At 59.3% G+C, this 23,148-nt stretch carries 18 protein-coding genes; 8 read left to right on the forward strand and 10 right to left on the reverse strand.

Features of this window, described 5'->3' with window-relative positions:
* The first annotated feature begins 240 nt into the window (after nt 1-240).
* Entirely contained in the window at nt 241-1,908 is a 1,668-nt protein-coding gene (locus tag J7I84_RS01620; protein ID WP_214939743.1) for a CdaR family transcriptional regulator, read from the forward strand.
* Between the two features lie 401 nt (nt 1,909-2,309).
* Here J7I84_RS01620 and J7I84_RS01625 read toward each other — a convergent pair whose 3' ends face one another.
* The 7 genes from J7I84_RS01625 to J7I84_RS01655 form a co-directional block, all read right to left on the reverse strand.
* Nucleotides 2,310-2,945, reverse strand: coding sequence for an adenylate kinase (locus J7I84_RS01625; protein ID WP_251045918.1), 636 nt, complete (start codon nt 2,943-2,945; stop codon nt 2,310-2,312).
* A complete protein-coding gene (locus J7I84_RS01630; protein ID WP_251045934.1) occupies nt 2,942-3,757 on the reverse strand; it encodes a polysaccharide deacetylase in 816 nt (271 codons plus the stop codon). Before J7I84_RS01630 ends, J7I84_RS01625 begins: the two co-directional genes overlap by 4 nt.
* 176 nt (nt 3,758-3,933) lie before the next feature.
* A complete protein-coding gene (locus J7I84_RS01635) occupies nt 3,934-4,380 on the reverse strand; it encodes a MaoC/PaaZ C-terminal domain-containing protein (protein ID WP_214939749.1) in 447 nt (148 codons plus the stop codon).
* A gap of 94 nt (nt 4,381-4,474) precedes the next feature.
* Complete coding sequence (locus tag J7I84_RS01640) at nt 4,475-5,701, reverse strand: FAD-binding oxidoreductase (RefSeq protein WP_214939752.1); 1,227 nt, start codon at nt 5,699-5,701, stop codon at nt 4,475-4,477.
* A 79-nt stretch (nt 5,702-5,780) separates the two neighbouring features.
* Nucleotides 5,781-7,322 carry a class I adenylate-forming enzyme family protein gene (locus tag J7I84_RS01645; protein ID WP_214939755.1) on the reverse strand — a complete coding sequence of 514 codons (1,542 nt, stop codon included), beginning with the start codon at nt 7,320-7,322 and terminating at the stop codon, nt 5,781-5,783.
* Between the two features lie 103 nt (nt 7,323-7,425).
* Complete coding sequence (locus tag J7I84_RS01650; RefSeq protein ID WP_214939758.1) at nt 7,426-8,478, reverse strand: nitronate monooxygenase family protein; 1,053 nt, start codon at nt 8,476-8,478, stop codon at nt 7,426-7,428.
* 116 nt (nt 8,479-8,594) lie between these two features.
* Nucleotides 8,595-9,374: an SDR family NAD(P)-dependent oxidoreductase gene (locus tag J7I84_RS01655; RefSeq protein WP_214939760.1), complete on the reverse strand. Its 780-nt coding sequence runs from the start codon at nt 9,372-9,374 to the stop codon at nt 8,595-8,597.
* A gap of 712 nt (nt 9,375-10,086) precedes the next feature.
* Here J7I84_RS01655 and J7I84_RS01660 point away from each other — a divergent pair.
* From J7I84_RS01660 to J7I84_RS01685, 6 genes are all read left to right on the forward strand, one after another.
* A complete protein-coding gene (locus J7I84_RS01660; RefSeq protein WP_214939762.1) occupies nt 10,087-10,929 on the forward strand; it encodes a citryl-CoA lyase in 843 nt (280 codons plus the stop codon).
* Between the two features lie 23 nt (nt 10,930-10,952).
* Entirely contained in the window at nt 10,953-11,447 is a 495-nt protein-coding gene (locus J7I84_RS01665) for a MaoC/PaaZ C-terminal domain-containing protein (RefSeq protein WP_214939765.1), read from the forward strand.
* A 14-nt stretch (nt 11,448-11,461) separates the two neighbouring features.
* Nucleotides 11,462-12,169, forward strand: a complete 708-nt coding sequence (locus tag J7I84_RS01670; protein ID WP_214939767.1) for an NUDIX hydrolase — start codon at nt 11,462-11,464, stop codon at nt 12,167-12,169.
* Between the two features lie 147 nt (nt 12,170-12,316).
* On the forward strand, nt 12,317-15,229 hold the full coding sequence (locus J7I84_RS01675; RefSeq protein ID WP_214939770.1) for an FAD-binding and (Fe-S)-binding domain-containing protein: 2,913 nt from the start codon (nt 12,317-12,319) through the stop codon (nt 15,227-15,229).
* Between the two features lie 335 nt (nt 15,230-15,564).
* Nucleotides 15,565-15,993, forward strand: a complete 429-nt coding sequence (locus J7I84_RS01680; protein WP_214939773.1) for a MarR family winged helix-turn-helix transcriptional regulator — start codon at nt 15,565-15,567, stop codon at nt 15,991-15,993.
* Nucleotides 15,994-16,042: 49 nt separating this feature from the next.
* A complete protein-coding gene (locus J7I84_RS01685) occupies nt 16,043-16,687 on the forward strand; it encodes a nitroreductase family protein (protein WP_214939776.1) in 645 nt (214 codons plus the stop codon).
* 150 nt (nt 16,688-16,837) lie between these two features.
* Here J7I84_RS01685 and J7I84_RS01690 read toward each other — a convergent pair whose 3' ends face one another.
* The 3 genes from J7I84_RS01690 to J7I84_RS01700 form a co-directional block, all read right to left on the reverse strand.
* Nucleotides 16,838-18,574 carry a CocE/NonD family hydrolase gene (locus J7I84_RS01690; RefSeq protein ID WP_214939779.1) on the reverse strand — a complete coding sequence of 579 codons (1,737 nt, stop codon included), beginning with the start codon at nt 18,572-18,574 and terminating at the stop codon, nt 16,838-16,840.
* The gene (locus J7I84_RS01695; RefSeq protein ID WP_214939782.1) at nt 18,571-19,521 is read right to left on the reverse strand and encodes an esterase family protein; all 951 of its coding nucleotides are present in this window, start codon (nt 19,519-19,521) and stop codon (nt 18,571-18,573) included. The genes J7I84_RS01690 and J7I84_RS01695 overlap by 4 nt, the downstream gene beginning before the upstream one ends.
* A gap of 537 nt (nt 19,522-20,058) precedes the next feature.
* The gene (locus tag J7I84_RS01700) at nt 20,059-20,379 is read right to left on the reverse strand and encodes a hypothetical protein (RefSeq protein WP_214939785.1); all 321 of its coding nucleotides are present in this window, start codon (nt 20,377-20,379) and stop codon (nt 20,059-20,061) included.
* Between the two features lie 613 nt (nt 20,380-20,992).
* Here J7I84_RS01700 and J7I84_RS01705 point away from each other — a divergent pair.
* Nucleotides 20,993-22,438 (forward strand): APC family permease, encoded by a 1,446-nt coding sequence (locus J7I84_RS01705; protein ID WP_214939788.1) that lies wholly within the window; start codon nt 20,993-20,995, stop codon nt 22,436-22,438.
* The last annotated feature ends 710 nt before the right edge of the window (nt 22,439-23,148 follow it).

A 23,148-nucleotide genomic window follows, 5' to 3' on the forward strand; every position in this document is an offset into this window, starting at 1 on the left:
TGCAACATGACCTCCACGCCAGCGAAAGCAAGCAGGCCCCATATGCCAGCCGTATGGTGTTCTACTCTCCATCTGCGACGTTAGGAGCCCACCAACACAGGTGTAATTGTTTCTTGTCCAACGTTCCTCGAAGAGCGTTAGAATTCTCACAGGGGGACGGTCGAATTTCTGGTCTAGTCTGGGCGAAAGCGGTAGGCGAGGCCAGCCGCCCGTCCCGGTCTCTTCCCGAAAGAGTTCCCTATGATAGATGATCCGACCTCCATACCACTTGGAGCTGTCCTCGCCGACCTGGGTCCTGCTGCGAAGCTCATCGCGGGGGACGCTTCCCAGCAGTCCAGGCAAGTTCGCGGCGCCGTTGTTTTGTTGAAGCCGGAAGACTTGCCAGCCCACATGGATGTGGTTGTCATATGTCCAGGTGCCGACAGCTTTAATAACTTGGCTGCGGCCACCCACCACGGGCTTGGACGAGTAATCTTTGTCATGGCATCCGAGTCATCCCTTTCTGAAGGGATCGATGCCGTCGGGGAGCAGCACGTTGTCATCGCGGTTGATCCAGCCCTGAACGTCGCTAACGTCGTGATGTCATTTTCCCGATCGATGCAGATGCCTGAGGAGTCTGTTTCTCGTCGATTGGCTTCGTTACAGAGGGCCCTAAGTCAGGCAATGACGGAAGCTGAGCCGATTCCTGCGCTACTATCCCGCTTGGCGCACGTATGTAATGCAACCGCAGTCCTGATCGACAGATTCGGTAAGACTGTCCATGCCACCGGTCCCACGCCTATGTCGCTTCTGTTCGAAGAGATCGGCCGCACGTCCGCCGACTCCCAGAACGTGGACGTGGACGGATGGCGGGGGGTGGCAGCCAGAATTTCGGCTCCTGACGAGGCCGACTCGCACTTTGGCTGGCTCGTCATCACAGCCCGGCGGTCGAACTTTCCGGATAGCCATTCAACCTCCGCGGCCCACGTGGCAGCAACCCTGGTCGAGGCCAGCCAGCGAATGGCCGTGGCAGCCCGACAGCAGGAACGGGCCATACGCACTGCGGTGCTTGAGGAAGCGCTGGCATTGCGCCGAGAGCCTCACAATCCCGAACTGGCTGCCCGGATCACGGCTTTTGGTCTTTCTTTTGCGGACGAGTTGCGGACCATTGTTTTTCGGCCAATTCGTCCTGCAGTTGCATCGCGATCTTTGCCAGCGACTGAGGAGCTGTCGGAAATGGTGGGCAAAGCGCTGGAGTCGCAGTCCATCGCGTACCTCATGACCGCCAGGGACAAGACATTAACTATAGCGGCGCAGTGCAGCGTTCAGGCGTTCCGGCGTGCGATAGTAGCTGAAGGCTCGAAACTCCCAGGCGCCCTCATTGGAATTGGCCGCAGTGTGCACGCTTTAGGAGACATTCTGGACTCTTACCAGGATGCGCAGCTGGCGGTTCGGACCCTTCGCCGCAATTCTCGGGGTCCTAAAGTTATGGCCTACGAAGACTTTAACTACGCAACGAGGCTTTTCGCTGACGTCGGTTTCGACAAGATGATCAAATGGGCCCAGGAGTTTCTGAAGCCCCTGGAGGGACGGGAACTGCTTGTTGAGGGTCTTCAGACCTACTTTGAGCATGCTCAAAACATCAATGCCGCGGCCGACTTTCTGGAAATCCACCACAACTCTCTGCGCTACCGGATAGCTAAGGCTGAAGAAATTCTGGGCATCAATTTAAGGGAACCTGGTGCCGTTTCTTCCGTCTTCTTGGCACTGACAGCCCTTGATCTTGGACGGATCCAGCAGCCGCGGCCCAAGTCGTCGGGCGATACAGGGCGAAGTCGCAAACCGTCGGACGTCGAGGCAAGTGATGTCTTGCCTTATTCGAGGCCACTCGCTGAAAGGGCCGGCGTCGTTCGTGCACCCAGCAGATGAGCCGCTTCGCGTGGGAAAAACAGGTGGGCGGCCGGGCGATTAAAGAGCGTGAAATCTCGACTGTGTCATACCGTCCCGGCCGCTCTTTCGGAATGCCACGCGGCGTTGTAGAAATGGGGCACGCCCAAGCTGCACGGCAAAGGGACGGCTGCTGCTCGAGGATGAATCGAGTCGGCAGGCGAAAACCCGGTCCGGCTGGGATGAATTTGACGGCCACCCGATGTCACCAATCGCGGCGTCTCCGGACTTTAGGCGACGGTGTGCTTTGCCCCAAAGAGTCTGCAGATCTGCGCCTGGTCCTGGGATCCGCCATGGCACACCTTCTACTGGTTTGCCGTGACAGCCCCAGGACCTCCTTCACGGGAAGTAGATTCCGTGTGTTTTGTGAAGGGCCGAAGGGACTATAGCTGCAGCGCCCATTCGAAACTGTCGCCGGCCGAAACTGCGATATGCCGTGATGACGATCCGAGCGCAATATCCAGAGCGGTCGAAACTCTGGCCGAAACGTCCGAGATACTGCCGACCCCCTCTACCTTCGTCAGGATGCCGCGTTCGCCGTACCGGGACGTAACAGGGGTTGTTTCGTTGAAGTACAGCGCCATCCTGTTTCTTATGACTTCCGCTGTGTCGTCCGAACGATTTTCGAGTTTGGCCCGCAGGAGCAGTCGCTGGACCAGCTCTTCCGTTTCAGCCGTGAGCTGCAATACGAGGTCAAGTTCCTGGCCTGTACTTGCAAGTACCTCATCGAGAAAGTCCACCTGACCTAGGGTGCGCGGATATCCATCCAACAGGAATCCGTTGTGTGCGTCGTTCTGCCCCAAACGCCCACGGACCATCTCGTTCGTGACCGAATCCGGTACGAATTGTCCTGCATCAAGGTACGATTCAGCAATTCGGCCCAACCGAGTTTGATTCTTGACGTTTTCGCGAAAGATGTCTCCAGTGGAAATGCTGACGATCCCGAACTTCTTTGCAATGTACGTTGCCTGCGTGCCTTTGCCAGCTCCGGGAGGACCTATGAGAAGAATTCTAATCAAGGGAGCATCCGATCTAGGGGAGCGGGGTCATTCCGAGCAGGCCTGGAGGCTGCGGGCCGGGAAGTCGTGGCTGGCGCAGGGTCGTCTCGCCAGCAGTCAAAGAGCTCGGAGAGAGTGGGAAACCAGACACCTTCGAATGAAGTGATGTGGTCGAGGAACTTCTCGAGCATCACGAGGTTGTGTGCCCGTCCAATGGTTTGCGGGTGTAATGTCCACGTCATTGCGCCCCCGGCACATCGCTCGTAGGCGAAATTGAAACTGTCAATCCAGCGAGCCAGAACAGTCTCGTTGCTCTGCATGAGCGCGCTGCCCTTAAAAGATTCAAGTTCGGGAAAATCGTCGAGGAACCAAGACACAGGGAACTCAAGGACGCTGCTCTCTGGGCCGAAGGTGTTTCCTTCTTCCTCGCTAACGCCGACCACCGTCCGCGGCCGGTAAGGCTCGAAGTCCCTACCCATGAGAGATGAATCCCAGTCAAACTCGAACTTCGCAAGGAGATCGAGGGTGTTGTCGGTAACATCCAGTGCAGGTGAGCGATATCCGCGAGGACGTGTACCCAGGAGCTGCTCGTGCTGGGTTATTTGCAGTTCCAGCAGCCGCTCTTCCTCGGCTCGATCGAGCGCAGGCACATATTCGTGGTAGACGCCGTGAGCGCCGACCTCATGGCCGGACTCGACAATTGCTTCCACTGAGCTGCGGAATGTTTGCATCGTGTGCGTGGGCACACACCACGTCGTCGTGATTCCGTAGCGCCGGAAGACGTCTAGAAGTCGTGGGGCACCGACCAGGGCACCGAATTCACCTCGGGACATCAAAGACTGGGAGGTTGAGCGAAAAGTGCCTAGCCATACGCTTTGGGCATCAAAATCGGGGCTGAGAGATACGGCAAGTCGTTTGCCGTCCGGTAGATGAAGAGGCACTTCGATCAACTTTCTATTTCAGGCAAGGGGAGTTCACCTTGATGAATGTTCTGGTAGGCGAATTCTGCCTAGACGGGGCGACGGGATAGGAGGACAACCCAGTCGCCTTCCTGGCAGACCACGCCGTTCTGGTTCAGAATTTGAACGCGGGTAGTTACGACTCCACGGTCGGGTTTGCTGGCAGAGGGCTTGATGCCAATCACTTCTTCGCGAACACTAATGGTGTCGCCAATACGGATCGGGGCACGGAGGTTCCAGTTGTCAATTCCTAGGAAGGCGATGGCCGAGCCGTTCTTCCATCCCAATGCCATTTCCAGCCCAAAGGCAAGTGAAAGTGCGCCCGGACCATGGAAGACCCTGGTCCCAAATTGTGTCGTCTTGGCGTACTCCTCGTTGGTGTGCAGCGGGTGCATGTCACCAGACCATGTGGCGAAGGTGACGACATCGAACTCAGTGACAGTTCGTCCTGCCGAGGTCCACTGCTGTCCAAGTTCCAATTCGCCCAGGTAGCGCACGGCTGACTCATTGGTCGTGCCGAGTAGGTGAGTAGTCAATGTTTGTTCACTTCCGAATAGTTTTAGTGCTCTTGTGGTGGGGTGGGTGCCAGTGCTAGTAGCGAATGACTCCGTCAACCGGCGTGGCCAGGGATGGCCGGTAGAGCGAAAGTTCGTCGATGGAGTGGCTGAGGCGGTCTCCTGAAATCAGTTCGGCCACCAGCTTTCCCGTGATGGGGCCGGCCAAGTTGCCATAGACGTGCCCCGTGGCCAGAATCAGCCCGGGAAGTTCCTCCACCCCGTCAACGATCGGGAGGGAGTCAGCTGTCGCGGGGACGAGGCCAGCCCAGGCACGTTCAATACCGAGAGACCTGTAGTTGGGGAAGGTTTTGAGCAATGAATCGATAGCCAGCTTTAGACCGGCGGCAGGCAGCCTGTCGTCGAGTTGGTCAGGGTAGTCCATCGGGCAGCCAATGAATAGGTTCCCGTCCTCGGTCTTGGCGACACATTCCATGTGTTCGAGGCCCGATGATTGGTCCTCTGAAGGGGAGGTGAAGTACTCATCCCTGTAGCTGGGGAGGTTCCGGATGTGGGCGTATTGCTTCGCTGCAAGCGGTCCGTTCAGGATTTTATCGAGCTTCTCCTCTACAGGAGCTAGAAGGACAGCACCCAGCCTGTGTGGCTTGATGGGTACGGTTACGCCCTCTGATTCGAGCATGGTAGACCAGACACCGCCAGCCCAAACGACCTTGTCCGCTGAAACGCTGCCGCCGGCTGTTCGTACACCGACGACTTTTGAGCCATTCCGCAAGAGTCCGAGAACCGGCGTGTTTTCATGAATTCGAACACCAAGCCTCCGGCATTCCTGCGCCAAGGCACGGACGAACTTCGGCGTACGAATTTGGCCATCTTCCGGGCTGAACGTGGCCCCAATAACATCGGGCGGCAATATCGGGGCGGCTTCATGAGCGGCCTGGTCATCAAGGAGTTCGGCTTTGAATCCGTCTGCGATCCTGGCTTCCACAAATTCCTTGTAGACCCGCCGCTGATCATCCGTATAGAAGAACGTCATGGCGCCGTTGCTTCTATATTCGAAAGATGGCCCGAGGATGTTTGCAAAGTCGTCGTACAGGGCCCTTCCGGCACGAGTCAGTTCGACGGCGTAGTCGCCATGGCGATTCTGCATGTGGAGGAACCCGAGATTTCGCCCGGAAGCGCCGTGGCCAAGTTCCCGCTGTTCCAGAAGCACAACATCGTGACCCTTTGAAGCAAGAAAATAGGCGGTTGTTACACCCACTATCCCGCCGCCTACAACTACCACTCCGGCCTTGTCGAGGTTCATTTCGTTATTTCCTAACTTCGTCTTTGAGCAACACTTGTCCGGTGCCGTCTCGTGATTTGTCGGCTTATGCAGCCGTCTGCTATGCCTTGCCCTGGCTCTTTTCGGCTGTCAAAAGTGTCGCCACGTCCCGCCTATTGACTTTGCCGGTGGTCGAGTTCACTGGAAGGGAGTCGACTGCGATGAACTCGCTGGGGACTTTGTACGAGGACAAGCGGGCCCCAGCGAATCCCTTCAGTTCGGCTTCGTCAAGGGGCGCTATGCCCCTGGGGACGACGGCAGCTACCACACGCTGGCCGTAGACGTCATCGGGAAGACCAACAACTGCCACTTCACCAACAGAGGCATGCTCCTGAAGTACACGTTCAACTTCCGCCGGCGAGATGTTTGTTCCGCCACGTATGATGACGTCGGAGAGCCGGCCAACGACGTATACGAAACCCTCATCATCCACCCGAACAAGATCTTTTGTGCGGTACCAGCCGTCATCCGTTATGACAGTCCTCGTTTGCTCTTCGTCACGCCAATATCCGAGCATCAGTCCGGGTCCAGTCGAGTACGCTTCCCCAACCTCCCCGGCTGGAACTTCCGCTCCGTCGGCGTCTAGGATCTTTAGCTTCGACCGCGGCACAAGTTTGCCTGCAGACCCGGGTTTGGGGGTTGGGTTCGCGACGGGGTCGTAAGTTACCAGCGGCAGGCATTCGGAGGCGCAATAGGCGTCCAGAACTGGCAGTCCAGTCTGGGCCTCCCAGCGGCTGAATGCTGCTTCGTTCCTGGGCTCTCCTCCTGAGATGCACAGTCGAAGTGATGGGAATGCCGGCTTATCCTCGGCTCGGAGTTCAGCGTACTGGGCCAGCTTTCCGAAAGTCGCCGTCACACCGGCGAGGAATGTGGCGGAATGCTCCTCAATGGCGGGAGCAATCATGTCTGGACGAGCCCTCCGGACTACCACAACTGTCCCGCCGCTCAGCAGGACAGCCAAGGATGTGCTTGCTAGTCCATAAAGCCACGCCATCGGCAGACAGATAATTGCCTTGTCTTCGGGTGAAAGGTGCCATACTTCGCCATAGGTCTTCGCGCAGTTGTATACGGCTGCAGCCGAAAGCATGATCGCCTTCGGACGGCTCGTGGTGCCGGACGAGAAGCAGATCATGGACAGGGGTTCGCGAAGACCCTCAGGGTTGGGTAGGGCGTCTTGCCGAACCTCGGTTACGTGGAAGTCAACGATATCGACAATTGGGGCATTTCGTGCGGCAGGGGCGATATGCGCACGATCAACGCTTTCGGAGGTGACTATCAGCGCAGGGTCACTCGTGGCGATGGCATATTCAAGGTCCTCTGGACCCGAAGAAGGATAGACAGTAACCAGCACGCCGCCGCTTCGCCATACAGCGAGGGCTGTGGAGAGATAGTCCGCTGAGCTTTCGGCGACGAGGGCCACCCGATAACCCGGCTTGAGTCCGGCCGAAAGCAACACAGCTGAGCGGTGCTCAATTGATGTTTGGAGATCCTTGTAGCTCATGAAGGCGTCGCCGTCGACAATCGCTGTCTTATCTGGGTATTGTTCGGCGATGGATTCCAGCGCGGAGACGCAATTAGTTAGCTCCGGCGACGATTCAGTCATGTACGCTTCACTTTCTTTTGATAGTTGGAAGACTCCAACTGGCCCGTTGAGTCGGACTGGTTTAACTCAACGGGCCGCTTGGCCTTTTTATTGGCGGTGCCAGCTATTTGCCGGCTGCAAGTCCACGGAGGATTTTTTCTGCATCCGATGCCATATTCTTGACGATCTCACCAGCTGGGAGAATTTCGTGGACAAGCTGCATGGTCTGGCCCACGGGCATCATCCCGAAGTCCATGTCACCGTCCTGATAGCCTGTTTCGACCCGCGTGCCGGCCACAGCGTACTGTCCGGGGAAGCCTGCGGGTTTTTTGTCCGAAGACTCCCATTCCGAGGTCCACTTGTTCTCGAATGCACGCATACGCTTGCCGCTGTATGAGTAGGTGATGGTGCTGTCCTTGAAGGACCCTCCCACCACGCGGTTCTTGAAATTGTCGTGCCCATACGCTTCGGGGCTGGCAATGAAGCGTGTTCCAACCCAGACTCCTGCTGCACCCAAAGCCAGCGAGGCGGCAAGCCCGCGCCCATCCGCTATTCCGCCAGCGGCCAGGACTGGCTGATCCACCACATCAATAACGGCAGGTACGAGGGTCATAGTGGAGGCGTATCCGGTGTGCCCCCCGGCCTCAGTTCCCTGGGCGACAATAAAGTCGACACCCGCTGCGCTGGCTTCCTGGGCCTTGCCGACCGAGCCGACCAGCGAGAAGACCGTGATTCCGCGATCCTTACACTCTTTGATGAACCAATCCGGTGTAGCGAACGTCAAAACAACCGCAGACGGCGCAGCATCCAGGACGATTTGCACCTGGTCTGCTACGGCCCCAGGCGTCAAGAGCGCTTCTACACCTGCAAGTTTTTCCTGGTCCGCTCCAGAAAGCGACTGCCACAGTTCCCGCACTGGCGCCCACTGTGCTTCGTCTTCAGTGGTGAGTGAGTCCGGAAGCAGGAGATTAACTGCGTAGGGCTTGTCCGTTCCAGCTTCGATCTTCTTGATCTCCGCGCGTAGGTTATCGGGCATGAAGCTGACGCCGCCGAGGCATCCCAAGCCGCCAGCGTTACTGACCGCGGTGACGAGTTCAGCCTGCGCGACACGCGCCATGCCGGCGGAGCAGACGGGGTATTGGATGCCGAGGGCTTCCGTCAATGCTGTCTTGATCACTTATACACCTTTCACTTCGGAGCCGAATTTCATCCTGGCTTCCGAATAGTTAATGTTGGCCCCAGCGGGCGAGTTGGTGGGGTTTTTGTTGGTAATAGGACATTTAGTCGGCAGGACTACGTCGCGTTCCAGCCGCCATCGACCTGGATAGTTTGCCCGTTCACATAGCCGGCAGAGTCGGACGCGAGGAACAGCACTACGCTCGCCACCTCCGAGGGTTCGCCGGAGCGTTTTGCTGGGATGAGGAAGTCCATGATTTCGGGAGACACCCCGATGCCGCGCTGCTGCGTCGAAACGAGATCGCCCAAGATTTCCTCCGAAGTGGCACGAAGGTTTGTCTTGATGACGCCCGGGGCGACTACGTTGGCGGTTACCCCGTGAGGGGCAACATCGATGGCGAGACGACGGGTCAGTCCTTCAATGCCCGCCTTGGATGTGACGTAGGAGATACCGTCTGCTGCACCCCTCTGGCCGGCGACGGAGCCGATTGTAATGATCCGGCCGGAGTTCTGCTTCGTCATTACCTGCGCCGCTGCACGGCAGCCGTAGAACGTGCCTGTCAGGTTGACTCCAATAATCTTGGCCCACAACTCGGGCGTCGTTTCGAGCACGTCGGCATACCCGTCGAAGACTCCTGCGCTATTGACCATAACGTCCAGTTTTCCTGTCGTCTCCACGACCTCGTCCACCAAAGCAGACACAGAGTGGTAGTCGCTGACGTCTACGACCCTTGTGTGGAGTGAGTCCGGAGAGCCGAGTTCTTTCCGGGTCTCCGCCAGACGATCTTCTGAAACGTCACTCGCATAGACTTCGTAGTCTGCTTCGACGAATGCTTTGGCAATGGCCCGGCCGATGCCAGAGCCGGATCCGGTGATGATTACGCTTTTGCTTCCCATGCCGTACAAACTACGTTGGGGATCTTCCGAGTGAAACTGTCATCCTCACGGCTTTTTGCTGACGTTGTCGTGGAAGCTACAGGAGCTGGGTTACAGGTTCGGTGTCTGTGCCGGCCACCCTAAGCCACACTGGTGATCCACGTGTATGGACCCGGCCCTCCGGATTTTGTACTTTGACTAGGGTTGGGCACTTGCCGTTGAAACAATTCCGGCGCCGGAACCCGTCTCCTAGTTCTAATGTTCAAAGGACGATTCTTCCCTTTCGAGACGGCACCCAACACGGGGAACCGACGTCGTTTTAGCCGAGGCTGACGCAGGAAGTTGCGGCGAGCCTCAACAGGATCGTGACACTGGACTGATCTTTCGATCCCGAAATCCCCATAGATCAGCCAGCAGATTTCGGCAAACCAACGCGCCCGGACAACAGACCTGGCGGCGCAGGTTGTGCCGACCCTAACCCGGGTCCTCCAGCTGACCGTGCGCTGGAGGACCCGGCGCCAAACATGTCACTTGAGCGATCCATGGGCGCAGTTGCGCAGATGCCTCAGTAGTTTCTACGCATGGGCGCCACGGCTTCAGAAAATCTCCAATGCCGGGATTGCGCGTTGGATTCTAAAATTCAAGCACATGGCCGACATACTTTGGAGCTTGGCTCGTCAACTTGCCAGGATTCGCAGGCCGCATCAGAACACATGACGGTTCGGGAGAAACATTGCAAAAGGATACTGCAGACCAGTCTGGGGCTTATTGGTCCTCCTCTGTCAGCCAAGTCACTGATACGAATGTTTACGTTCGCGGCTATGATCTCGAGGACCTGATCGGGCAAATCCCCTTCACGGCAGCCATATTTCTCGTGATCCGTGGTCGGATCCCCTTGGACCATGAGATACGGGCGCTGGACGCAGTCCTGAGCGGAATCCTGGATTATGGCCTTGAAAAGCCCGGGACAGTGGCCGCGCGGTTTGCCGTCTCCGCCAATCCAAGTATGGCTATCGGCATGTCAGCTGCCTGTTTATCTGTCGGGAAGCACACGCTGGCCACTGAGGACAGCGGCCGCTTCATCCTCGCTACGCATGCCGAGTTTCTGGGATCCGGCCTCGCACTCGAAGCTTTCGCTGAGGAAAAGGTAAACCGCATGCGCGAAGCAAAGGAACGCATCCCGGGCTTGGGGCATCCTATTTTCAAGGTTGTTGATCCTCGCGCTGAACGGCTCCGGTCGATTGCTCTGCAGGAAGGTTTGTGGGATCAGGCGGCTGAAGTGTACGAGGCAGTACACAGGGCCTTCACGAAACTCCCAGGTAAGTCAGACATCCCAATAAATGACGTTGGTGTTATGGCCGCGATACTGCTGGGGCTTGGCTTCACACCCGAAGAAGGGACAGGTGTTGCCCTGCTTTCTACCCTCCCAGGGGTTATCGCACACGTATCCGAAGAACTCTCCGGAGGGAAGCCAATCCGAATCGTCCCGAGAGGTTCAGCATCCTACGAGGGGACCACTGGCCGCGATTTTGACGCGGACCGACTCGAAGCGGGCTGGGGCCCTTCGGGATCCTAGGCGGCAACCGGACAGGAGCAAAGATGAATGCAGGAGCCGAACATCGTCTGATCCCTTCAGCTACTCGATTCTTTGAGGATCTTCAAACCGGAGATTCGTGGTCGTCTCAAGGGCGAACGATTACAGAGACGGACCTAGTCACGTTCGCGACTTGGTCGGGGGATATGCATCCCCTGCACACCAACCAAGAGTATGCCCGTGGTACTCAGTTTGGAGAACGGGTTTTCCACGGTCCGGGGACACTTGCGATCGCTTTTGGCCTGGAAATGGGAATGGGCTGGAAGGACCGTTCGGCCATAGCATTTCTAGGCATTCATGACTGGAACCTCATTGCACCTGTACGCATCGGCGACACAATTGCCGTACGGGAAGAAGTAGTAGAGCTCCGGCCTTCTGCGACTAAGCCGGACCGGGGCATTGTGAAAACGAGGCTTCATGTACTCAATCAGCGAGGCGAAGTCTGCCAAGAGGGATTCTGGGTTGTGCTGCTGTATCGGTCGGCGGCGTGTACGCCATGAAGACGGAGGAAGCGATGAGCAGCACCACGTACGAGGGGAGGGACGCAACGGGACTCTCAGCTCCGCGGCTAGCCGTAAGCGTGGTCCTGATGCGGAATTCAGCGCACGGAGTTGGAGTGTTCGTCCAACGCAGGGCACTCACTATGGATTTTGCTGCCGGTGTTGTCGCATTCCCAGGAGGCAGAGTAGAGGCTGTTGACTCCTCGCCATCGGCGCCGAACATACCGCTCTTGGATTCACAGGTCAGGGCGTGGAGGCGGACCAGCGTTGGAACCGATGCATCGTTCGCGCGCCAAACTACCGCTCGCCTTCTAGCTGCCGCCATCCGAGAAGTGGCGGAAGAATGCGACGTCGTCCTGCAACCCACAGCCCTGGTTCCTTGGGCAAACTGGATCACGCCCGAGGGCTTTCCCAAGCGTTTCGATACGTTCTTTTTTGTCACTGCCGTAGCGCCGAAAGTGGAGCCCAGGCATGTCACGACGGAGGCAACGTCTTCGGAGTGGATATCCGTCCGAAGGCTTCTCCAAGACGAAGGGGCCGGAAGGCTTAAGCTGCTGCCCCCAACGATTGCGATTCTCGATGAGCTTGTAGAAGCGCATACCACCGAGGAAGTGCTTTCGGTGAAACGGCCCATTGATCCGGTGTGCCTTCAGCTTTCTGAGATAGAAGCGTTTCGTCTCCGGCGGCAACGGATGACGAAAGACACCGGGGAGCAGCCTTGAAACACCTTCGCCGACCCTCTGCCAAGACTTCCACCAGAATTTGCGTGAGGAGATTGGTGGGTTTGCCAGCAAACGAATTCTCAATACTGCATATCCCGACGTGGGTGTCAAATTTTGTCGGGACCGAAACTGGAGCCTGATAACGCTATGACTCAAGATGTCCTCTCCACACCGGGCCATGCACCGGTTCTTGCCCGGCTGGAAGCGGCGGGGGTGCTGGCCGAGGAATCGGGCCACCGCATTGCCGCATATTCCTATGACGCGTCCAACTACCGGGTTCCGCCTGTTGCTGTGGTCTTCCCGCAAAGCGTCCAGGACGTCGTTAGGACCATGGCCGCATGTCGGGAAACCGGCACGCCCCTGGTCAGTCGTGGCGGCGGGACGTCGATGGCCGGCAACGCCATCGGCCCCGGCGTTGTTCTGGACTTCTCCCGATACATGAACCGCATCATTAGCGTCGACGAGGCTACCAAAACCGCCGACGTCGACCCCGGCGTCGTCCTGTCCCACCTCACGCTTGAGACCGAGAGGGTCACTGGCGGGAGGCTCACGTTCGCGCCGGATCCTTCCTCAAAGAACCGCGCCACCATCGGCGGCTCGCTGGGGAATGACGCGTGCGGTAATCACTCCGTGCGCTACGGCCGCACCTCTGACCATGTGCTCGAGATTGACGTCGTCACTTCCGACGGTGCACAGTTGACCGCCACAGCGACCGGTCTACGCGCGACGGACCCAACCGACGCGTTCTCGGTCTCCCGCGCCTTTGAGCTGGGGGAGAGCCTTAAGCAACTCGCCCAGGACAACTTGGCAAGTTTCAGGGTTGAGCTTGGCCGTATCCAGCGGCAGGTCTCCGGTTACCATCTGAGGAATCTCCTTCCCGAAAATGGATTCAACGTGGCCCGGGCCCTCGTGGGAACCGAGGGTACTTGCGCGGTCGTCGTCAGGGCCCGCATGAAGCTCGTTCCCAAGGCGTCCAGCGCGTTGCTCGTGTGCCTCGGCTACGCAGACGTCGTGGACGCCGCGAAAGACATCGAGACCATCCTCGAATTCTCCCCGGCCGCGGTCGAGGGCATCGATGAGGCCATCGTGGACACCATGCGGATGCGCCGCGGCCCAGACTCCGTGCTCGGTCTACCCGAAGGCCAAGCCTTCCTGTACGTGGACCTGGATGGTGACAACCCCGAAGACGTCGCCGCGGAAGCGGACCGGCTCATCGAACGGCTCTCAGCCAACGGCCGTCTCGTGGACGGCCGCGCGGTCGCGGACACCACTGAACGGGCGACCTTATGGCGTGTCCGTGAAGACGGCGCCGGTTTGTCCTCCCGTCCGGCCAGCGGCAAGGAATCACAGGCCGGCTGGGAAGACTCAGCCGTTGCGCCGCAGAACCTGGCAGCGTACTTGGCTGACTTCCGAGAACTGCTGGACGAACATGGCTTGACCGGCATCATGTACGGGCACTTCGGTGCTGGCTGCATGCACATCCGCATCACTTACGACCTGCGTAGCGACGAAGGCCGGACCGTGTTCAGCAAGTTTACGCAGGCCGCCGCTGAACTCGTCGTCCGGCACGGCGGGTCGCTCTCCGGCGAGCACGGCGATGGGCGCGCCCGCTCTGCTCTGTTGCCGGTGATGTACTCGCCGGAAGTGATCGCGGCGTTCGGCACCTACCGGAAGCTGTGGGACTCTGCCGGGCTGTTAAACCCCGGCTCCATCACTGAGCCTGACGCCTTCGAGGACAACCTCGCGCTCGAAGGGATCCCGGACCGTGAGTGGCGAACCCACTTCGAACTCCGTCCGGTCGAAGCCGCGGCTGCCGGGGCTGACCCGTGGGTCCGCGCTGTCCAATCATGCATAGGCGTGGGCAGGTGCCGGTCCGATGCCGGAGGCGTCATGTGCCCCAGCTACCGGGCTACCGGCGACGAAAAAGATTCAACGCGCGGCCGTTCCCGTGCCCTGCAGGACATGGTCCGCGGGGCCAAAAGCATCGACGAAGGCTGGAAATCCGAGGACGTCCGGGAAACACTGGACCTCTGCCTGGCCTGCAAGGCCTGCTCGAACGACTGCCCCGCCGGGGTTGACATGGCCACGTACAAATCGGAGTTCTTCTCCCACTACTACGAGGGCAAACTGCGGCCAATGTCGCACTTCTCCCTCGGATGGTTGCCGCGCTGGCTGAAGCTGACCACCCTGATCAGCCCGCTGGTGAACCTGGTCCTGGCCAGCCCGCTGGGCAAGGTCGTGGCCGCAGCAGGTGGACTGACCACACACCGGAAGATGCCGAAGTTCGCTTCCCGGGCCATGCTCCGCAAAGAACTGGCACCCTACGCGAACCCGTCGACCCCGGCAGATGCGGTCCTGTTCGTCGACTCCTTCACCAAGGGCTTCAGGCCTGAGGTTGCCGGGGCAGCGGCCCGGGTAATGGAAAGCACAGGCCGCACCGTCGGCTGCGAATCCGACGCCTGCTGCGGCCTGACGTGGATTTCCACCGGCCAGCTGGACACAGCCAAGAAGCTCATGGGCAAGGCAGTAGCCACGCTCGATGACGGCACGGATGCACCGATCGTCGTCATTGAACCGAGCTGCGCAGCAGCGTTGAAGAAGGACGCCCCCGAACTGCTCGGAACCGCAGCGGCCGAACGCGTCTCCCACAGGATCCGCAGCTTCGCCGAAGCCGTGAAGGAATGGGTCGACGACGGATGGACGCCCTCTGCCGTGCCTGCGGCCGTCACTGTGCAGACCCACTGCCACGAGTACTCCACCTTCGGGGCAACCGTCCAACGCAAGGCCTTGGCCGCCCTCGGTGTCGCCAACGTCAACGAAGCCACCGGCTGCTGCGGAGTCGCCGGGAACTTCGGTTTCGAAGCCAACCACTACGACATCTCCATGAAGGTCGCCGAACAAGCCCTGGCGCCCGCCCTGGCCAAAACAGCCTTCGACGTCCCCGTCCTTGCCGACGGCTTCAGCTGCGCCATGCAGGTCAAACAGCTTGATCCGGACCGCAAGAGCCTGCATTTGGCCGAGCTACTCGACCAACGTCCACCAAGCGGTGAGATGCAATGAAGATTAATGAGGAAGCTGCAAGCCTTCCGGCCCTAGCCGAACCCGACACCCAATATATGCCTCTCTTCTTTGACCCGATGGAAGAGCTGACGGGACACCGCTCCATTCGGCCACTACCAGCGGCACCCGCGGACCCCCGGAAGTCACCCACCCAACAGCCACGATCGGCAGAACGGTCCCGCGACAGGGCGCTTGAAAGAAGGGCCATGCTCGACATGGTCGTCCATGACCTGCATGCCCTTGGTGTCCGGAGCAAGAGCACGCGTCAAATTAGGGAGGCCCTACCAAACGTAAAAGAACAATCAGATTGATCAAGTAGCTTGTATATTCAAGGAATGAAAGACCAAAAGAAAATCACACGCCTGTTCTTCGAGGCGCTGCACCCTGTACTGACCCGCTTGAATATGGAACGGACCCTTTCGCCCGGAAAACTGGGCGTTCTCCGGCATCTGGCTGAGCATGGGCGCGCGACCACTTCGGAACTAGCTGTGGCTGGACAGGTCAGCCCCCAGGGCATTTCACTCGCTGCACGTGAGCTCGAACGGCTGCAGCTGGTCACGCGCACTCCCGACAACTTGGATCGTCGCCGGGTCTGGATTCAATTAACACACCAAGGCAGCCAAAAACTCTCTGAGGAAGTGTCAGTCGGGTATGGCTGGCTTGACCGGGCAGTCAAGGACTGCTTGACGCCGGAAGACTGCAAGGCGCTCGAAGCAGTCATCCCGGTTCTCAGAAAGCTGGCGTTGGAGGCGAAAAGCGAATGAACTCGTCAAGTTATCCTAAAGATCGTGGAGCGGTATTAGGAGAATTGCGTTGATCTCATCCCGCGCCACTGCTGCGGTACAGGACCCGGCGAGCGTGCAAGCCGCCATTGAGGGACGTTTCTCCTGCCGGGCGTTCCTGCGGAATAAAGCTGTCGACCGAAAGGACATCGAAGAGATACTCCGCGTCGCAAGCCAAGCAGCGTCAGGTACGAATACACAACCCTCGAAGGTGTATGTGCTGCAGGGCGAGCGGCGGGACACCCTCGTCAATGAAGTCTGCGCGGTGGACGACGCAGTGTACGCCGACGCTGGTCTGGCGGAAAAGTATCGCGAGGAGGTCGACTACTACCCGGCACAATGGGTTTCACCGTACCTTGAGCGGCGGCGTCAGAACGGCTGGAGCTTGTATGGCCTTCTCAGCATCGCCAGGGGCGAAAAGAAGAAGATGCACGCCCAGCTGCAGCGCAACTATCATTTCTTCGATGCCCCGGTGGGACTGATTTTCACGGTCGATCGGGTCTTGGGGCGAGGCTCACTTATCGACTACGGCATGTTCCTGCAGAACATTATGCTCATGGCGCGGACCCGGGGCCTGCACACCTGCCCCCAAGTAGCATGGAACCACTATTCGAAAACCATTATGCCCATCATCGGCGCTGGCGCGACGAGACGCTGGTCTGCGGCATGTCACTAGGCTATGCCGATGAATCAGCCCCCGTGAACACACTGGTTACGCCGCGGGAGACGGTGGATAGTTTCACGCGCTGGGTTTGAAACCCGGCAAAAGCCAAGTCAGTCCTACTGCGCGCATAGCGCGCCCAGTAGGACTGACTTCTGGCTTCACTTACGCGTCGGAAGGTTTCTTGTCCTCCGGGATGACGGGCAGCTCGACGTATGAGTGACGGATAGCGTCGTGGTAAAGCCGCTGATGCGCCGTGACGAAGTCCGTCCCCCTTTGGTCACCCGTGTTGAGGTTTCGGTCCCACCGAGGGAAGCAACTGTTGGTGACTTGCACCCTGATCCTGTGACCGGCCAGGAACACGTTGCTTGTTGACCAGAGATCGATCTCGATTTCCTGGGGCTCGTCTGCCCCGCTGTCCAGGCGGAGAATTCCGTCGGTCAGGTTTAGGGAACGTCCGTCGGGGTCCACGTCGCATAGGCGTGCGACCCAGTCGGTCGACGGCGCAGAGCTTTGGACGTGGAGCTTCACCCGGATCCGGCCCGTCACCTCGAGATCCTCCTCCAGTACTTCTGAGGTGAAGACGAGTACGTCGTCACGCGCCTCGATTGGCCCTTGGTCGACAGGGCCTCGCCCGGGGCCGAGGCCGACCGTCCCACCCCACGTGGGCACAGGGTCGGCGGGGTCGTAGTCAACCTCACTAGGGCGGCCGTCCCGGGGCTTAGCCGTGCTCAGGCCACCGCCAGCGTGCAGGTGCCAACGCTCGGTGCGGGCGCGTTCGAGCGGCCAGGTCTCCTCGTCGCGCCACGCGTTGCGTCCCATCACGAAGATGCGCACCGGTGCTGTGCGCTTCACGTGCGCGTCACCCGCGACGTGGCGCCGCAAGAACGCCAACACCTCGGCACTCCAGCTTCCATGAGGATGCACCGCTGCGTCCCGCGACGACGCCGCACCGAAGTCGAGCGCCCCGATCACGTTTCCGAAGTCTGTATGTGTCCACGGGCCGACCAGGAGCTGCGACTCGAGACCGAGGTCGCGCATCGTCATGAAGGCGTCGAGGGTTCCCTGCACGCAGCTGTCGAACCAGCCACCTGTGTGAAAACTCGGGACCTGTACGCGCGCATGCCGACCTGCGACGCGCATGTGCTGAGTGGCCTCGACGTCGTCGGCGTCACCCGGGTCGACGAACCTCGGCAGCCCGTTCCGGTGGATGACTGGCAGATCAGCAACCGGTAGCCCCCAGTAGCCCGTCGTCTCAAGATTCTCCATCTCTTCCGTCAGCGCGGCGACGCGATCGGCCAGCTCTGCAGCGCTCAGGCCCTGGCGCGACAACCAGTCAAAGCCGGCAGCCATGGACCACCCCGTGATGACCGAGATCTGTGTGGCACCCCCGCGGGCCACCAACGCTTCACGCGGCTCCGACCAGGTCATCAATGGCGTGATCGCCTTCAGCGCCGGTGGTTGCTCAATGGCGGCGCGCCACTGGGTATGCCCGCAATAGCTGCCGCCCACCATGCCGACGCTGCCGGTCGCACCCGGCAGCTCGGCGGCCCACTCAACGGTGTCGGCTCCGTCTTGCCCCTCGTGTCGCAGCGGCTCCCAGACACCCTCAGAGGCGTACCGGCCCCGGACGTCCTGGATCACCATGATGAAGCCATTGCGGCACACCTCTTCGGCAGAGAAACCGTTCCACGCGTTCTCTGCCGCACCAGCCTTGTTGTAGGGGGTCCTCACGACCAAGGTCGGCCACGGACCCTCGCCAAGAGGTCGGTAGACATCAGCCCGCAAGACGACGCCGTCCCGCATTCGCGCAGGGACGTCCAGGTCTACCTGCACTGATGCTGGCGTGTCAGTATCCGCGTTCATGACGTTCGTTCCGTCTGCTTTTGTGTCCTGGCTCATTTGTCTTCAACCTGGTCGCGGAAGATCCATCGGAGCGTCTCGGGAAACACTGCACCTGCGTGCCCGAGGGTGTGCCCGGCGGTTCCGAACACGAACATCGAATCGTAGCGGCGATACTTCAGGGCAGCGTCGAGGTCATGGTTGGCGATGGGGATGTTGCCGTAGACGATGTCGACGTCGCGCTGCCCGGTCTGGTGCCAGACCCGGATAGGCTTGCGCGGGGCGCGCCGGACCATGCTCGGCAAGTTGTTCGCGCCCAGGATGTTGATGAAGCTGCCGCAGTGCGAGATCACGTTCCCGAATTCGTCCGGGCGATGGAAGGCAGCGGTGAAGGCGCCTGCACCACCGGAGCTGAAGCCGCAGATGACCCGGCCCTTGGGGTCATCCGTGAGCCTGACCTTCGTCCGGATTACCGGAAAGAGTTCCTCTACGAGGTAGCGGGCAAAGTCCCCGCTGACGGTGTCGTACTCGACACCGCGGTTGGTGCTCCCGCCATAGATCGGATAGCCCGGTCCCGTTTCCCCAGGGTTGTGGAACAGGCCCACGGTCATGGGAATCTCACCCGAATGCACGAGATTGTCCAGCACTGTTGTGGCGCGAACCTTCTCCCCGGTGTACTCCAGGCCGTCCAGGCAGACCATCAAGTTGACCGATTCGGCCTCCTCGGCACCGTGCGGCAGGTAAAGGTAGACACTGCTCGTCACGCCCGGATAGACGGTGTGGCTGGTCCAGCGGAAGTGGTAGTACTTCCCTGCAGGAACCCCCTCCTGCGGCGACGACTCGGATGTCAATCGGTACTCCGACACGCTGTCGTTTTCTGACAACTCGTACATGGCTATGTCTTTGAGCGGCAACGTGTTCGCCAAGTCTTCGTCGTTTGTGATCATTCCCCAGTGGTCGAGATCCACCAGTTCGAGCTCGGTTGCCGCTACCTGCGTATGGGTCATGGTGAAACACCCTTTCTTCTTCTCAAGGTTATCGAGATCTGGTCTCTAGGTCGCGTGATTACTTGTCGTCGTGGTCGGCGTTGAGTTCAATACTTGAGGGCTGGCTCAGCTAAGACAAGCACTGCGAAACCAAGACCAAGCACCCTGGCGACGGCAGCTGCGGACCGTCGTAGGATCGGCTTGCGCGCCTCGCTGGCTTCGTTTGAGTACGTACCCTCAGGTGGTCTCCTTCGGCCGTAAGTATCCGTCGGCTGTAAGTTGTGTGGCTCCGGGCCAGATCTCAGAGGCACCTCGGCTCTGCCCTCTCCACGACGCCAAAACCGCTTCTTCAATTCAGCAGCGTGCGTTGATTTTGCCGTAAGTGGAATACTTCGGGTAGTGGTGGTTTAACCAATTGGCGAGCAGGGATTTGGTCTTGTCTCAATGTCCTTACCCACCCCTTGGATGTAGTCCTGATCACTAGGACCGGATGCTTTTTTGTAGGCGAATAGTCACGGGCAAGAGTGGCGGATCGACCAAGCGCCTTCCCGTTCGCCTTCAACCTGTTCGCGGAAGATTCATCGAAGCGTCTCGGGAAACACGGCGCCGGCGTGCCCGAGGGTGTGCCCGGCGGTGCCGAACAGGGACATCGAATGGGAGCGGACGTCCCGTGGTGGCGCGAACCTTCTCCGCGGTGTACTCCAGGCAGATCATCAGGTTGATCGATTCGGCTTTTTCGGCACCATGGGGCAGGTAGAGGTAGATACTGCTCGGCACGCCCGGGTAGACGGTGTGGCTGGTCCAGCGGAAGTGGTAAGGCTCCCCTGCGGGAACGCCCTCTTGCGGCAGCGACTCGGATATCAGTTGGTACTCAGACACCGGGTCGCCTTCTGACAACTCGATTCGGGCAAGGTCCTTGCCCGGGATTCGACCCTCATCAAGGAGGTTTGCCTCGGACGACATACCCCAGGTCAAGCTCGACAAGTGCGAACTCCGTCGTGGCTGTTCGCGCGTGGTTCAAGGTGAAACACCCTTTCTTCTCAATGCTGTCTTCTCCAGTGCACGAAACATCACGCCTTCACGTCATTCGCATGAGTTGAGTTTTTCCCAAGTGCAACGCTTCGGATAGTGGTGTTAGAACCAATCGAACCAGCAGGAGTTGGGGGTATTCCAGCGACCGCGTCGGGTGCGACGACAAAGCCCCCCAGTCGGCAGTATCGACTACGGGGCGGCGGTATTCGTGATTGGGAGGACGCCAAAGTCCTGACGGCTCGTTGGTAAAACAACTAGTGACGAGCAGATGACCAAGCAGCGAACATCGTATTCAGACCATCGGCGTGTGATTCACGTCCCAACAACCGAGCAAGCCTTTGTGACTTTCGCCATGTGCGCGCCTAAGGAGCAGCCGCTCATGTCGGACCGCGCTGAAGACGCGGCCCTGGCTCGGGGAAGACTATTACTTTTAGGAAGGTACTGATCGAATATGGACGTAATGAGTTCAGTGGATACTAAGGCGCCGCCACAGAGCCAGCCACACCTCAAGGGCAACATGGGGTTCCTCTCGCTGTTTTTCAGCGTGGTGGCGTATAACGCCCCTCTGGTGGTCGTCGTCGGGGCCATCCCCATCATGGTGAGCAGCGGGGCAGGCCTGGGCACGCCAGTGTCGTTCATCATTGCAGGGGCCATCCTTGGCGCCTTTGCCGTCGGCTTTACGCGCATGTCCAAAATCATGCCGAAGCCAGGCGGTTTCTACTCGATGATCACAGCCGGACTCGGGCGGGAAATCGGCCTCGGCTCAGGTCTGGTGGCACTTCTGGGTTACTTCTGCGCCTATGCGGGAAGCGTCGTGTTCGGGGGTGTCGTCATGGGAGAGTTGGTGCACGGCACGCTCAACGGGCCCAACCTTCCCTGGTACGTCTGGGCAAGCATCTTTTGGGCTGCCAGCTCAATCCTCGGCTATTTCAAGGTCGAACTGTCAGCAAAGGTGCTGACGATCTTCCTGTTCCTTGAGGTCGTCATCGTGGTCGCTTACGACGTCCTTGTTTTCGTCAATGGGGGAGCCGGCCATGAGGGCATCTCCGTTGCACCGCTGAGCCCGATGCACTGGTTCGATGGGTCGTTCCCTCTGGGTTTGCTCTTCGCTCTCGGGATGTTTGCAGGCTTCGAGGTCACCGTCCTGTTCCGTGAGGAGGTCCGGGATCCCAGCCGAACGATTCCCCGCGTCACCTATGCTGTAATCGCCTTGGGGACGGTCGTTTACGGCCTTTCCGCACTGTTGTTCCTCAACTCGATCGGTCTCGACAAGGTCGTTGAAGCCGCCACCGTGGATCCAACTGGTTCAATGACGTCCAGCCTCCAGGCTTTCGGCGGGAAAGTCCTCGCGGACGCCGCGACCGTCCTCGTCAATACGAGTACCTTTGCGGTGATCCTCGCCGCGCATAATATTTCGGCCAGATATTCCTTCAATTTGAGTGCTGACGGAATCCTTCCGCGGAAGTTGAGCATAGTGCACCCCCGACACGGCTCTCCACACGTCTCGTCCATGGCTATTAGCGGTGCAGGCCTGCTTGTAAGCCTTGTAGTGATCTTCACGGGTATCGGGGCCATTAACTTCTATACGGCTCTGCTCGGCATCACCAGTTTCGTGATCCTCGGCGTGATCTTCGTGACAGGAGTCGCAGTACCGGTCTACCTGCGTCGCCATGGCCAGCAGCATTCTGTGTGGAGCAGGCTCGTCTTACCGGCCGTGTCACTTATCGGTCTGGGAGCCGGACTGATCCTCGCGGGGGTCAATTTTCCTCTCCTGGTCGGTGGCTCCTTCGTCCTGGCAACCATTCTGATGGCGCTGATTCTCGGACTATTCGTGCTCGGCATCGCTCTCGCGGTGGTCTACCGGCAGACCAAGCCGGCCACTTATGCCCACATCGGGCGCCAGTAAGGTCCGGCATCAACTAGGCAAGAGGAAAAGAAAGCTCCTAACTCAACGGCTTGCACCCCATAAGGTCGCGGCGTGCCTGCTCCCCGTGAGCTGGACCGATCTCAGGTCCGGTTCGCGGGGAGCAGTTTCATACAGGTCGGCATGCTCTTTTCGGGCATTCCTGCGTCAGAAAGTTGGGACCCAACAGAAACTGGACTAAATATGCAGCAGGCTCGGAATTGGTGCCAGCGCTGCGGTTGGCCGGGGTCGGACCCCGAACCCTCGAAGAGCCAAGTGACGGGCTTTCCATATTGCAGTTCAACCGGTCATACGATCTCCGCCTACTGCCCCTGCCCAGGGCGTATCGCCCGGGCTGGGCAGCACGAGATGAGCGAAAAAGGTAGCCCTGATGAAGTGTGATGACCTGCGAAGTGGTCCGTGCCCATTCCAGAGCCAGCTCGATGGGCCGGAAGGGGGCGCCAGAATGCTCCTGTTCAACGGCGACCGCCGCGCCGGGAGCACCAACGCAGGCTGCAGTGACGGTGTACAGCCCCGTGCAGGCACCTTCGCCGTCGTGCCGAAGCCCAAGAGGGGGCCATCGAGTGGCCCCACCTCGGATATGAGGGCCGGCTCCGCCGACGTCCTTAAGAGCCGGTACAGCTCAGAGTAGTTCTTGGCCTCCTGCTCCAGAATCCGCGGATTTACTGTCTGGCTTCGGGGGCCTCGAATTG

This window comes from Arthrobacter sp. ISL-85 (assembly GCF_018613675.1).
Lineage (GTDB): Bacteria > Actinomycetota > Actinomycetes > Actinomycetales > Micrococcaceae > Arthrobacter.

Bases quoted from the DNA above. Each gene is read 5' to 3' on its own strand.
- J7I84_RS01620 (WP_214939743.1), top strand. From the start codon at position 241: ATGATAGATGATCCGACCTCCATACCACTTGGAGCTGTCCTCGCCGAC.
- J7I84_RS01630 (WP_251045934.1), bottom strand. From the start codon at position 3,757: ATGTCCCGAGGTGAATTCGGTGCCCTGGTCGGTGCCCCACGACTTCTA.
- J7I84_RS01640 (WP_214939752.1), bottom strand. From the start codon at position 5,701: ATGAACCTCGACAAGGCCGGAGTGGTAGTTGTAGGCGGCGGGATAGTG.
- J7I84_RS01645 (WP_214939755.1), bottom strand. From the start codon at position 7,322: ATGACTGAATCGTCGCCGGAGCTAACTAATTGCGTCTCCGCGCTGGAA.
- J7I84_RS01655 (WP_214939760.1), bottom strand. From the start codon at position 9,374: ATGGGAAGCAAAAGCGTAATCATCACCGGATCCGGCTCTGGCATCGGC.
- J7I84_RS01665 (WP_214939765.1), top strand. From the start codon at position 10,953: ATGAATGCAGGAGCCGAACATCGTCTGATCCCTTCAGCTACTCGATTC.
- J7I84_RS01670 (WP_214939767.1), top strand. From the start codon at position 11,462: ATGAGCAGCACCACGTACGAGGGGAGGGACGCAACGGGACTCTCAGCT.
- J7I84_RS01675 (WP_214939770.1), top strand. From the start codon at position 12,317: ATGACTCAAGATGTCCTCTCCACACCGGGCCATGCACCGGTTCTTGCC.
- J7I84_RS01680 (WP_214939773.1), top strand. From the start codon at position 15,565: ATGAAAGACCAAAAGAAAATCACACGCCTGTTCTTCGAGGCGCTGCAC.
- J7I84_RS01690 (WP_214939779.1), bottom strand. From the start codon at position 18,574: ATGAGCCAGGACACAAAAGCAGACGGAACGAACGTCATGAACGCGGAT.
- J7I84_RS01695 (WP_214939782.1), bottom strand. From the start codon at position 19,521: ATGACCCATACGCAGGTAGCGGCAACCGAGCTCGAACTGGTGGATCTC.
- J7I84_RS01705 (WP_214939788.1), top strand. From the start codon at position 20,993: ATGAGTTCAGTGGATACTAAGGCGCCGCCACAGAGCCAGCCACACCTC.